We start from the raw sequence: 12,502 nt of genomic DNA, 5'->3' as shown, positions 1-12,502 counted from the left end.
ACACGGCTACTGCTCTCGCATCAGTCGGAGCAGGGAGGCCTGGTCAGGATCCCGGGTGTACTTCGCCAACTCGTCCAGAGTTCGGTGTACGTGCTGGACGACGTGTTCAGGAGGGATGCCGAGGTTCTGGAGGACGTGGGAGGCCACGTTGTCCTCCTCACGCAGCAGCCCGAGAAGGATGTGCTCTGTCCCGATGAAGTTGTGCCCTCGCTCCAGAGCGGCGTGAAGGGAGCCCTCCAAGGCCTTCTTGGCCTCAGGGGCGAATCGTCGGTAGCTCCGGAGGGTCCGACTCCTCCGTCCGCCGAGGCGGGCCACCTCCGTCCGGGCGGCCTCCTGATCCAGCCCGAGGGATGTCAACGTGTCGGCCGCGAGGCCGTTGCCTTCCTGGGCCAGTCCCAGCAGCAGATGTCCGCCGCCGATACGTCTGTGCTTGAGCGCGACTGCTTCGCTCTGCGCCCGCACCACTACATCCCGCGCCTGGTCGGTGAACCGTTCGAACATCCTCCCAGTCTCGCATCGGTCGAGCGGGGCGGCCCCGTCCCTTCCTTCCACCTGCCCGGGGTGGCCTACGCCCGCATGGAAGGCTCTCCGGTTCCGGTCCGTGTCCGGTCCGCCTACGTCTTGGACGAGGACACCACAGCGATGGCGAACGGCTACGACCTCGGCCTCTTCCTCGGATGGGGAGCGCTCTTGACAGTCGTGGAGATGAGCCCATTGCGCTCGGTACGCCTTGCTCGCGAACACCACGATGAGCGTTCAGGCGAGAGTCGCCCCGTACGGCTTGCCGCCGATGACCGGTGGTGCCACCACGAGGATGACGTGCACTACAAGTACGGCGATCAAGCCCAGCAGGTGTCACAGCTTCGGCGGGGCCGCATGGAGTGGGGGCTCCCGGTCTGTGCTTGTGGGGCTGGGGCGGCAGGGGACTACGGGGATGGCTCTTCCTCTGTGGGAGAAGCGGTCTGATGCGTGAGGAGGGCGCGGCGTTCACGCTTGTACGTTCTGGTGGTGTTGACCAGCAACAACGACCAAAAGACGGTCAAGACCAGTGCCATGCCGCTGACCCGGCCTTCGGTCAGCCAGCCCAGCACCACCCATTGCGCTCCGATTCCCGTGATGAGACCGGTGAAGACGACCGGCCAGCGGGCTGGACGCATGGTGGTCTTCATGGGGGTCTCCCGCTCTATGTGTGTCCGGTCGCGCTGACAGTAGGCTAGGAGACAGGATCCTCCTCCGCGGTAGCCGCCTACGGGATCGTCTCCGCTGTGCCGGGCCGAGTCCACTCTGATCTGGTGGAGCTTCTCGATCTGGCTGGGCCTGGTGGTGACAGCCTCACAGGCCCGGACGGGTGGACGTCCGAGGAGTACCTTCGGACCCGCGCGGAGACCGCTGATCTGGCTGTCGTCCTCGCTGGGCGTCCGCTCGACGCGGTGCTGCAACACGCGGGGGCCGCTGCGCTCGGCGGGTTGTGTGCGGGGTCGCCCGGACTGGTCGCCCAGGCTCGGCGGTGTATCGCGGGTCTGGGCGAACGCGGTTGGGAGGGAGATGACCTCCTCGCCGACGAACTGGTCCATGCCCCGGGGAGCAGGTGAATGTGACGGCTCTCGTCTCCGTTCCCGTGGACCTGGAGGCACTCGGCGAGGTTCTGGACGCCGACCCCGCCGAGGGCGACCTGTCCGCGTGGAAGATCCTCGGCCAGGAACGCGCCCTGGGGCGGGCCCGACGGCGGCTCGCTGGCGAGGGCTACCGTCCCGTCGAACGAGGCCTGGGACGCGGCCCCAGGCCGAGCAGGACGCCCGGTTCGGCCGTCCGTGCCGGGACGCGACGGTTCCGTCGGGGCTGGGCGTGCGCGTGTGAACCGCGTTGTTCGTGTGCTTCCTCGTTCGCGGGGCCTACTCCAGGGTCTCGTCCACGAGGGGCAGGCACGCCAGCACGTCCTCGTTGACCGCCTGCTGGAGCGCCTCCGCCCGGGCGACGTGTTCGTCCACGTCGTGGTCGCTGAACGAGACCAGGTACCGCGCGTAGTCGCCGTAGACCTGCGCGTTCGGGGTGTCGGTCCCCGCCAGCGTCTCGTAGCCCTCGACCATCGCGCCGCTGATCTGCTCCTGGCTGGTGACGAACTCGGTGCGGGGCGAGATCTCGGCGACCTCGGTCAGCGTCTGGCAGAACTCCTCGTCGACGAGCCCGTAGCTGGGGCTGTCGGCGATCGCCTGGCGCATCTGCTCCTGGGCCTGCTCCTCGGCGGCCGCCAGCGCCTCAGCCCGGGCCACCTCGTTCTGGTAGCCCAGGTAGAGGAGCACCCCGCTGGCGCTCAACGCCGTCATCGTCCACCCGGCCGCGACCGCCAGCCGCGACAGGCCGCGTCGCCAGTAGGTGCGCCGCACCGCGACGTGGCCCAGCACCGCCCCCACCGGCGGGACGAGGAAGGCCAGGACCACGGCGAGCGCGGGCAGCCGCGTGGGCGCCAGGTCCTCGGCCGACTCCGCGGCGTCGCCGGTGCCGTCCTCGGGCGCACGGTCCCCGGGATCCGCTACGTCCTTCCCCTGCGAGCCCTGGTCCGTGCCCCGGCCCGTCTCGCCGCCCATGCCCGCCATCGCCTTCCCCTCGTGCTCTTCCACGTGTGCTGCGACAGGACGGCTGGGCGCCGTGCTGTCGTGGTGTGCTCCCCACCGAGAGGAAGAAACCAGAACATTCACCCCGCGAGCGAACGAACAGAGCCATCATGGCACCCGGGCGGACGAGTGCGGTCTCGGGAACCTGACCACGGCTGAGGGATGGCAGGCTGTGTTGCGCCCCCATGCGCGGTCGTGCCGGTGGCGACCAGCCGCGCGAGCGTGACCCGACCAGCCGACGGAAGTACCGGCGAGTGGAGGACCAACTGTCGTGGCGAACCGAAGACCCCCCGTCGGTGACGCGATTCGCCTGCTGGCCGAACGCCTGAACCACAGCGCCGCGAGCCCGAGCCCCGAGGGTTCGGCGAGTGCCCGCGGTGGCCGATCCCGCTCCTGGACGGCGATCATCGCCCAGTGCGCCTTCGGACTCATCCTCTACGTCGCCGTGTCGTTGTCGGTGGGGTTGCTCTCGGGTTCGGCGGTGCTCGGCGCGGCGGTCTCGGGTCCCGTGGTGTTCGGCGCGGTCGTGGTCTGGCGGCGCTGGGCCTTCGGCGCTTGGTCGTCGCGGCCCGTCTCGGAGCAGGCGAAGGAGACCCGGTTCTGGGTGTTCGTCCTCGCCGGCCTGCTGCTGTGCTTCCTCGGGGGCCAGTCGCTGGCCGTGTGGCTCTACGCCGCGCTCGGCTCGTCCGCCTTCGACACCGCGCAGAGCGCCCAGAACGCGGCGCCGGTGGCGCTGCTGCTGTTCTCCCTGTTCGTGGCGGCCCCGGCAGGCGAGGAGGCCCTCATGCGCGGCCTGGTCCACCCGCTGCTGCGGCGCCGCTTGCCGGTGCTGGCTTCGGCGCTGGTCAGCTCGGTGGTGTTCGCCGCGTTGCACGGAAACCTCGTGCAGGTCGCCGTGGCACTGCCGTTGGGGGTGCTGTTGGCCTTCGTCTACGAGCACGTGGGCAGGCTCTGGCCGGTGGTCGCGCTGCACGCGCTGTTCAACCTCGCCTCGGTCGTGGTGCCCGTGCCCCTGGTGGAGGCGATGGCGACCCCCGCGGTGTTCGCCGCCGTGCTGCTGGGCGCGGCCGGGGTCCTGATGGTGCTGCACCCGACCCGCGGCGATGACGACCGCGACGGGAGGACCTCCCCTCCACGGTGACCGTGTACCGACCCCTCGGCTCGGGAGACCGTCATCGCCGCACGCCCGCGGCCACCAGGCGGCGCAGCGCCTGCTCGGCGGGCCCCCGAACCCCTCGTCGCTCCATCAGGGAGCACACGAGCACCGAGATCGACCAGATGACGGCCGCGACGGTGAGCTGCCAGACCGAGGCCAGTACTTCGACGCCGCGGACGCGCAGCGCTCCGGCCGCCAGCGCCAGGAGCGCGGTCTGCGACAGGTAGACGGACAGTGAACGCTTCCCGGTGGCCACCAGCGCCCGGCCGAGGACCCCCGTGCCCGCCGCGCGGTGTGAGGCGACCAGGGCGACGAGCGCCAGGAAGGCGGTCCCAGTCAGCAGTCCGGCCAGGCCCTGGTGCCAGGCGATCAGGACGTGTGCCAGGACGCCGGTGCCGCCCACGCTCATCCACAGCATCGGGAAGGCCGCGGCGGGCACGACGAGTCCGACCAGGACCACACCGGCGAGTTCTCTTCGGTGCCGGTGCGGGTGCTCGATCAGCCCCTGGCCCGCCAGCCATGCTCCGAGCAGTGCACTGGGCAGCGCCATCGAGGTCAGGACCGTCGCCGGCGTCGTGACGGTCCAGATCGCCAGGTTGACCACGACCCCGGCGAGATGCTCGTCGAACAGGGCCTGCGCCGCCAGACCGTGGCTGCGGGCCAGCACCGCCTCGGGCCCGGCCACCACCAGGAAGGACGTCGACAGCGCACAGCCAAGGACGGCCAACAGCAGTGCGACCCGTCGGCGGCGGGCGGCGATGACGCCCGCGACCAGTACGGTGACGAGCCCGTAGGTGCCGAGGATGCCCTGGGCGAAGACGAGGGCGTGCACGGCGCCGAAGGCCAGCAGCCACAGGCCCCGCCCGCGCAGCAGCGCCGTGGCGCGCCGTTCCGCCTGCTCGCGGTCGAGGCCGGTGGCCAGGCTCTCCCGGATGGACCCGCGCGCGATCGTCGCCAGGCCGAAACCGAGCAGCAGGGCGAAGAGCGGGTAGGCCCGTCCGTCGACCAGCAGGTGCAGCAGGCCTGAGACGAGTGTCTCGGCGATTTCGGACGCGTTCGGGTCCTGTCGGAACCAGTAATGAGTGTTGGCCGCGGCGATGAGGAGCAGCATCGCTCCTCGCGCCAGGTCCGGCACGAGCAGGCGTCCGGCGGAGCCGATCATTGTGCCTGGTGCTGGCGTTTCTGCTGGTTTACCAGGGCACATGAGGTGAAATTACCAGATGCGCGGCCCGGGGCCGCGATGTGGGGCTCCTCGTGGGGCTGCTCGCGGTGGTGAGGTTCTCATGGCCGATATGGGACATGCGACGTGCCATATCGACCATGCCGGGGCGATCTCGATGCTGCACACTAGGAGGCGTCGAACCCCCTGGTTTTCCAGTCAAATCAAGGAGACCCCCACCGTGACCACCGCGAAGACCCCCGCGGCTGTGAGTCTTGCCGCCCTACTCGCCCTGACCGCGTGCTCCGGCGGTAGCTCAGTCGTCTACGACTTCACCGAGCCGGTGACGGAGCCGGTTTCCAGTATCGAGTTCCGTGTCCCCGACGAGCTCATCGAACTGGAAGACGACTACGCCGAGAACCGCCTGCAAGAGTCCGTCACCGTCACCGCGGTCGAGTCCGACGACCCTTCGCAGTGCGCCGTGGAGTACCGGTTCGAGTACGCCGATGGCGCACTCGACCGCCTCCTCGCACACATCGAGGACACGGCCGATGACCACGACGCCAGCAAGGAAGAGCGCATGGCTGACATCCTGACGAACGAGAGCCTGGACGATGTCGAGCTCAGCGAGGACTACAGCTCCGCGGTGGTGCCCCTGGGGTGTGCCGTCTCGCCGACCGACGACGAGAACACCGTGGAGGCGGCCTTGTCGATAATCCTCGAGGATGAGGACAGGGTTCCAAACTTCGTTCGGGCCGACATCGCCGTCATGCAGGGTGGCGAGCTGTTCGTCCACGAGCCCGTGGTCAGTAGCGACTGGCAGCTCGACTCCAACGGCAACTGGATCCAGGTCGACGATTAGGAAGTGGCCGTACCGGTTTCCCAGCCTCGGGAGATGCCTCCCGCCACCTCCCGGAGCTTTCTCTTTCGCGAGAACGGGGGCGTATGCGGTCCAGGAACACGGATCCGCAGAAGCCCGGTGCATGCCAGGGCCTCTACCGCACCCTGTAAGAAACACGGCCAGTTGCTCTGTAGGAGGAGAGTACCCCCGCGACGAAAGGTCGCGGGGGTACTCGGGTGTCATCCTCCGTCGGGAGGTGCGGTGCCGCCTGTCGGGCGTTACTTGCCGTATCCCCGGTCGCCTGACCCGGTCTGGTACTGGTTACAGCCTTGTAGCGATCTAGCGAAATCACCCTTGCCAGCAAGAAACCCCTGGTGTAAGGATTTTCGGACAAAAACCGCCACCCGACCAAGGGCACCAATGCTGTTCTGCCGCGCCACTTCGCCTCTGTCACGCCGCACCCTGAAACTGGTCGCCCACACCACCCGCACCCATCGCAAGGACATCGGGAGCAAGTCCCCGCCCACCCGATCCGATGGGTAGCCACCGCGGGGGGCTGCTCAGAACTCGATGCCGCGGTCACCTCCGCTGTCTGGTGAGCTGTTGCTCGGTTCCGGTGTGCTGCCAGTGTTCTGCGAGCGTGTGCCGGACGGGACAGTTCCGCGTTGAGCGATGCGCGCGGCTCTGGAGGTGCCGGAGGGGAGCTGCCCATTCTGAGCGATGCGCGCGGCTCTGGAGGTGCCGGAGGGGAGCTGTCCGCTTTGGGCGATGCGCGCGGCTCTGGACACCGCACCGGTCTTGGCCGGTTCCGGCACCGCGGTCGTGTCCTGGAGTTGCTCCTGGAGCGCCTCACCGATTCTCCTGCGCGGCCCGGACGCCGTGGGCGCCGCTACCGTGGTTCCCTTACTCCGCAGGTCCCGGTGATCCTGCTCCGCGTAGTCGACGGTCATCGTGACCATGTCATCGACCGGTTCGGTACGCACCGCGGGATCCGTGCTGCGCATGTAGGCGACGGTGGAGTCGAAGCGCGCGATCTCCTGGGGGGTGGGGGTTCTGTTGCGCTCCTCGGTGATCGCCTCGCGGGCGCCGAGGTCGTTCTGCATGGACCCGTCCGGGGTGCGGTGGTTCTCGTAGAGGACCTCGCCGTTGCGGTCGGTCACGTAGATGTGGTCGACCTTGCCCGTGGATTCCAGGTAGTGGGCGATGTGGGGGTTGTTCGTGTAGGACGCATCGTGCAAACGAGGGTCGACCCACCGCCCGTACCCTCTCGAAGGCTTATCACGGCCCCTCTGGTAGCGGTGGGCGATACCGAGCATGCTGTTCGACTCGTGGGTCGCGACGAACACCGCGGTCGTCTCATACCCCCGATCGCGGAATGCGTCGAGCCAGTAGTCGGCGTGCTCCGGCTGTCCGAAGGGGTGGCTGGCGACCACGTCGTACTTGGGGCCGCCCATGTCACCGCGAAGGTGGCCGATCAGCTCCTCGTGGAGGTCGGTGGGCAGCCTCCGCTCAACGGCGGACTGGCCCTGCAGGCCGTTGGCCCGCATGATCTGCGCGTACCGTGGATGGATCTCGGCGTTGTCGTCGCCGTCGTAGCTCGCGACCGACTGTTCCCCGAGGGCGTTGATCACCGCTTCTTGAGTCGTTGTCTTACCCGCGGCCTGTTGACCCGTGATGATGATGAACTGCGGTTTCTCACCGTCCGGACGAGCGGGAACATCTTCGGGAATGAGGTCGCTGATGCGCTGGTTCTTGCGCAGCTCAATCCAGGCGGCTTCCCGAGGGTCACTGGAGTGGCTCACGATTCACTCTGCTTTACCTTTTCGCGAAGCCGGCGGATGAGTTCTGGATATTCAGCGACGATCGGCTTCGCCACCTCCACCTCCATCCATTTCATGGACTTCAGTAGTTTCGAGTGCCGCTTGCTCTCATTTTCGTACTTTTCTTTCTGTTCGGGGTTCTCCTCGTGGAAGGCCAGGTCCACGTAGAGATACCCCACCGTCTGAATATAGGATTTTGCGTCCTCTTTCAACTCCAGGTATTCCATCAGGTCCATGCCCGGCGGAATAGGAAGGTGCCCTCGGGGAGTCGAGTCGCTCCGCTCACCCTTGTTCCGGTCGTTCACGAAAATCATCTCCTCAGGCGTCGAATAGCGTGATCACAACATCCATGTCCAAAGCAGCGTCCCGAGGGTCACTGGAGTGGCTCATGCATCACTCCGCTTTTCCTTCTCGCGAAGCTGGCGGATGAGTTCTGGGTATTCAGCGACGATCGGTTTCGCCATCTCCATGTTCATCCATTTCATGGACTTCAGTAGTTTCGAGTGCCTATTGCTCTCATTGTCGTATTTTTCTTTCTGTTCGGGATTCTCCTCGTTGAAGGCCAGGTTGGAGTATAGATACATCACCATCCTAATATAGGATTTGGCCTTCTTTTTCAGGCTCAGGTATTCCATCAGGTCCATGTCCGGCGGAATAGGAAGGTGTCCTCGGGGGGCGAACTGCGCTGCTCGGCTTTGTTCTCGCTGTTCACGGAAGCCATCTCCTCGGGTGCCGGATGGCGTGATGATAACATCTGAATCTGTGTCGCCCGGGCTCCATCTGCTGAACATTTTTCACTATTTCATCATGAAGGAGCAGGTCACGGCCTTGTGGCGGTCTGACGAAACCACCCCTGACAGCAAGAAACCCTGGTGGAGGAGTTTTCGGCCAAGAATCGCCACCCGACCAAGGGTCCCGATGCTGTTCCACCGTGTCGCTCTGCCGTTGCCGCGCCGCATCCTGAACCTGGTTGCCCGCACCATCCGAGCCGGGTCTTGCCCCCGGGGCGTGGGCACGATGGTGATCGATTGGGTCGCGGCCGTCATCACAGGCGTCCGAGGGGCTTCGAAGACGTTCGGAGGTCAGGTCTCCACTGGAGAACGCCATGAGCGCGGGCGGGAGCATGATCGAGGGGATCGGACCCGGGCCCTGCTGCTCACGCCACTCTCGGTAGGCAGCCATCCCGGCCTGCCCTTGTCCTCGGGCGCTCTCTCCGATATCACCAAGGGTGCGCGGCCGTGAGCATCCCCGCGTCTCCATCGAGTTCTCCGCGTCGGCCCCTCAGCCGAACCATCGTGAGACCTTCGGCATCTTCCCCATCGGAATCCCCGACCCCCAACCCGACTCCCTGGCCCGAACCCCCACCCCGATCCCCCAGTCACCACAGATGTCACCTGCGCCTTCCCAGGAACGTGAACCGGAGAAGCGGCCCGTCGGCCTGAAAGCGACCCGTGACGGGCGCGCCGGAACCGACCGCGCACAGGTGGGCGAGCAACGGGAACCGTCCGACCGTAACTGTAAGGTGTCGCTCGTAGACGAGCAGAAACAGAGTAGGTGAGTGATGGCCAAGAGCGTCTTCAAGATCCCTACCAGCCTGGACCGGTCCTTCCTGGACCACGAGATCGCGCTGGCGGGCGGCGGATGGCAGATGCGCCCTCTGCCGATGAAGGTGCTCCTGTTCTGGGCCGCCTCCATCCTGTTGCTGTTCTGGGTCACCACCTCGACGTTCGTCTCCAGCGCTGACGGGTGGCTCATCTTCCTGGTCGTCATCTGGTGGCTGGCGACCACCGCCTTCTTCGGCCAGTACTCCAAGACCAAGGAGATGCGCTTCGCGTCGCTGCCGGCGCTCCTGGAGTACCTGCCCCGGTCCGCGCGCCGCGTCATCACCCGGCGCGGATCCAACCCCAGCGGCTTCTACTCCGTGCTGGGCGTCAAGGGCATCGACGAGACCGGCTACATCGAGTGGCTGGACGGCACCGTCGGCCAGGCCTACCTGGTCGTCGGATCCGCCTCGGTGCTGGTCTTCGACGAGGACAAGCAGGCGATCCTCAACCGGGTCGACGCCTTCTGGCGCAAGGTCGACAACAACGCCGAGTTCATCTGGGTCACGACCAAGGAGCCCCAGAGGGTCTACCGGCAGCTCGGCAACCTGGAACTACTCAACCGCGACCTCGAAGTCCGCGACCCCGAGCTGTTCGAGTTGCTCGACGAGCGGTACTCGATCCTCAAGGACTACGTGGGCGGGCAGTTCACCTCCATCCACCAGTACCTGGTGATCAAGGGCGACAACCTGGAGTCGCTGCGCCGGGCGCACGCCCTGGTGCGGGCCGAGGCCGAGGGCTCCAGCCTCATGATCAAGCAGGCCACGATGCTCAACGCCGAGGATCTCAACGACATGCTGCGGGCCGTCTACACCGCCGGGCGGTAGGGCGGTTCCACGGCCGCGCGGACGGATGGACACCTCTGTGACCGGGACGCGGGGCCGGTCACGCCAAGAAGCCGATCAGCTGCTGACATTACGAGGAGAAAGTGCAGAGCGCGCATGGCCGGTAGACGTTTTCGAGGCAGCGCGACCGGGACCTCGCGGAGGGACCTGCCCGGCGCGCTCCTGGGGACCACCCACGCCACGGGTCGGACGGAGCAGGCCGCCGCCGACACGAGGAAGGACGGGCAGATCGTCGCGAGCTCTGAGGGCTTCGGCGTCTCGTTCGCCAACCTGAAGGAGCGGGAGCGGCGGGCGGCCGAACAGGCCGCCGCCGAGGCCGAGCAGGACGACGACGCCTCCGAGGGGATGAGCGCCGCCGAGCGCCGTGCCGCGCGGAAGAAGGAACGCCAGCTCGGCGGTACCTTCGAGGACCACCCGCACCTGCTCGCGGTCAAACCGCGCGAGCGCTACGTCTTCCACAGCGACTACTTCCGGATCGACGGCCACCACGCCTGCATCCTCGGCTTCTTCCACGACGACGGTGCCCGCGACGACTTCGCCGCGTTCTGGGGCATCAACCGGATCCCGACCGGACTGCCCGAGGACGTCACCGTGGTGGTGCTCGAACAGGTCCGCCGCATGGGCGAGAAGTGGATCGAGGACCGCATCAAGACGGCGGAGAAGCTCGACCGCCTGGAGGAGGGAGAGCAGGCACAATCCGGCACCATGACCTCGCGGCGCAAGGCCGCCAAGGTCAGTGACGACATGGAGATCGTCGCCGGTGAGATCCAGGACGGTGCCAGCTACCTGCACGTGCACAACCGCCTCCTGGTCAAGGCCCCCAGCCTGGAGGTCCTGGACGACGCCGTCGAACGGATCAGGCGCCTGTACATCGACCGGTTCGGCACCCTCACGGTCGCCGCCTACCCCGGCGAGCAGCGTCAGGAGCTGACCAACCTCTTCGGCAAGACCGAACGCAAGCGCGGCAAGGGCTTCCACTTCACCAGCGTGGAGTTCGCCGGATCCCATTCGCTGGTCACCAACGGGCTCAACGACCCGGCGGGCGAGTACGTCGGGTACATGGTCGGCGACGTCAACAACTCCGCGGTGCTCTTCGACGTCAACGCCTACGACCACCACGTGGTCGTCGCCGACAACGGCGTCAACCCGGTGCTGGACCGGGCGCACGTGCCCGACATGTGGGGGTCGAAGATCTCCCAGGCGGCGCTGCTGTCCAACGCCCGGACCGTGCACATCATCCTGGACGGGGCCCGCCTGGACGACCTGGGCCCGCGCCTGGACGCGCTCACCGCTCGGCTGGACATGAACTCGGGCGATATCAACATGTTCGAGATGTTCGGATCCCAGGAGGACGAGCTCGGCATCTTCCCGGCACACCTGGAGAAGGTCGTGCTCATGGCCGAGCAGGCCTACGAGACGACCGACCAGGACCGCTCCATCATCCGCGGTTCGCTCAAGGAGACGTTGACGCAGTTCTACGTCGACAAGGGCATGTGGGCGCGCAACGCCAAGCACAACCGGGACCGGCTGCGGGTGGTGGGAGTCCCGCACACCCAGGTGCCGCGCCTCCAGGACATCGTCACCTACTTCGACACCCAGTACCGGGCGCTGGCCAACTCCACCGCCCGCGACGACGAGGCGCTGCACGCCTACAACATCCTGCGCCTGGTCTTCAAGGACCTGTTGGACAACAACGGCGACCTGTTCAACACCCACACCAACGACGAGATCGACGGAGTGGCCGACGCCCGCCGCGTGCTCTACGACTTCTCGCGGCTGCTCAAGCGCGGCAAGGGGGTGGCGATGGCCCAGCTGGTCAACGTCATCGGCTTCGCGGTCGACAACCTCGGCCTGGGCGACACGGTGATCATCCACGGCGCCGAGAACATCGACGACCGCGTCAAGGACTACCTCAGCGAACAGTTCGGGCACCTGTTCCTGCGCGGCGGGCGGGTCGCCTACCTGTACAACGACATCGACCGGATGCTCGCCGACTCGGCGTTCAACCGCTTCGACGCCGCCGACTGGACCGTCCTGGGTCCGATGCGCGACGCGACCGTCACCGAGTACCAGCGCCAGCTGCACCAGGACATCCCACCCGACCTGGAACGCCTGGTGACCACGCGCGGCGAGAATCTCGCCTACCTGCGACGGGGACACACCAACGTCGTCTTCCACCTGGACCTGGCACTGGGCGTCAACCCGGCCCGCGCCGAGCGGCGCGCCCAGCTCATCGGGGCGGGGCGACGGGGGCGGACCGAACGGGAGCAGTCCTCGGCCGTCGTGGCGGCCAAGGGTGACATGGCCGAGGAGCGGGCGCAGCGCGTGGCCGAGAACGGGGCCGAGGCGCGGCTGCGCGCCGAACGCATGAGGCCGCGGGCGAAGCCGACCCGCCCCTCAGGCCAGCAGGGTCGGGACCAGGGCCGGGCCATGCGGGGCGACCGCAGGGGACGCGGCCGGTGACCGAG

Annotated in this window: 11 protein-coding genes; 4 read left to right on the top strand and 7 right to left on the bottom strand. The window is 67.2% G+C overall.

Going from position 1 to position 12,502, the window contains the following annotated elements; all coding sequences use genetic code 11:
• Nucleotides 1–6: 6 nt before the first annotated feature.
• The 3 genes from A6A08_RS02655 to A6A08_RS02645 form a co-directional block, all read right to left on the bottom strand.
• The gene (locus A6A08_RS02655; RefSeq protein ID WP_143181643.1) at nt 7–501 is read right to left on the bottom strand and encodes a Clp protease N-terminal domain-containing protein; all 495 of its coding nucleotides are present in this window, start codon (nt 499–501) and stop codon (nt 7–9) included.
• A gap of 425 nt (nt 502–926) precedes the next feature.
• Complete coding sequence (locus tag A6A08_RS27310) at nt 927–1,169, bottom strand: hypothetical protein (protein WP_143181642.1); 243 nt, start codon at nt 1,167–1,169, stop codon at nt 927–929.
• Between the two features lie 723 nt (nt 1,170–1,892).
• Complete coding sequence (locus A6A08_RS02645; RefSeq protein ID WP_143181641.1) at nt 1,893–2,618, bottom strand: DUF2029 domain-containing protein; 726 nt, start codon at nt 2,616–2,618, stop codon at nt 1,893–1,895.
• A 265-nt stretch (nt 2,619–2,883) separates the two neighbouring features.
• Between A6A08_RS02645 and A6A08_RS02640 the strand changes: the two genes are divergently transcribed.
• The gene (locus tag A6A08_RS02640; protein ID WP_073700862.1) at nt 2,884–3,753 is read left to right on the top strand and encodes a CPBP family intramembrane glutamic endopeptidase; all 870 of its coding nucleotides are present in this window, start codon (nt 2,884–2,886) and stop codon (nt 3,751–3,753) included.
• 31 nt (nt 3,754–3,784) lie between these two features.
• On the opposite strand, the gene A6A08_RS02635 is transcribed toward A6A08_RS02640, so the two are convergent.
• On the bottom strand, nt 3,785–4,930 hold the full coding sequence (locus A6A08_RS02635) for a DUF418 domain-containing protein (RefSeq protein ID WP_073700861.1): 1,146 nt from the start codon (nt 4,928–4,930) through the stop codon (nt 3,785–3,787).
• 238 nt (nt 4,931–5,168) lie between these two features.
• Here A6A08_RS02635 and A6A08_RS02630 point away from each other — a divergent pair, with 238 nt between their 5' ends.
• The gene (locus A6A08_RS02630) at nt 5,169–5,789 is read left to right on the top strand and encodes a hypothetical protein (RefSeq protein WP_073700860.1); all 621 of its coding nucleotides are present in this window, start codon (nt 5,169–5,171) and stop codon (nt 5,787–5,789) included.
• A 539-nt stretch (nt 5,790–6,328) separates the two neighbouring features.
• Here A6A08_RS02630 and A6A08_RS02625 read toward each other — a convergent pair.
• From A6A08_RS02625 to A6A08_RS27305, 3 genes are all read right to left on the bottom strand, one after another.
• On the bottom strand, nt 6,329–7,570 hold the full coding sequence (locus tag A6A08_RS02625) for a zeta toxin family protein (RefSeq protein ID WP_073700859.1): 1,242 nt from the start codon (nt 7,568–7,570) through the stop codon (nt 6,329–6,331).
• The gene (locus A6A08_RS02620) at nt 7,567–7,893 is read right to left on the bottom strand and encodes a hypothetical protein (RefSeq protein WP_143181640.1); all 327 of its coding nucleotides are present in this window, start codon (nt 7,891–7,893) and stop codon (nt 7,567–7,569) included. The genes A6A08_RS02625 and A6A08_RS02620 overlap by 4 nt, the downstream gene beginning before the upstream one ends.
• 81 nt (nt 7,894–7,974) lie before the next feature.
• The gene (locus A6A08_RS27305; protein ID WP_143181639.1) at nt 7,975–8,379 is read right to left on the bottom strand and encodes a hypothetical protein; all 405 of its coding nucleotides are present in this window, start codon (nt 8,377–8,379) and stop codon (nt 7,975–7,977) included.
• A gap of 770 nt (nt 8,380–9,149) precedes the next feature.
• Between A6A08_RS27305 and A6A08_RS02605 the strand changes: the two genes are divergently transcribed.
• Both A6A08_RS02605 and A6A08_RS02600 read left to right on the top strand, forming a co-directional pair.
• A complete protein-coding gene (locus A6A08_RS02605) occupies nt 9,150–10,016 on the top strand; it encodes a hypothetical protein (RefSeq protein ID WP_073700855.1) in 867 nt (288 codons plus the stop codon).
• Between the two features lie 114 nt (nt 10,017–10,130).
• Entirely contained in the window at nt 10,131–12,497 is a 2,367-nt protein-coding gene (locus A6A08_RS02600; RefSeq protein ID WP_073700854.1) for a hypothetical protein, read from the top strand.
• Nucleotides 12,498–12,502 lie beyond the last annotated feature (5 nt).

Source organism: Nocardiopsis sp. TSRI0078 (assembly GCF_001905145.1).
GTDB lineage: Bacteria > Actinomycetota > Actinomycetes > Streptosporangiales > Streptosporangiaceae > Nocardiopsis.
This window is presented reverse-complemented; position numbering and strand designations above follow the sequence as displayed.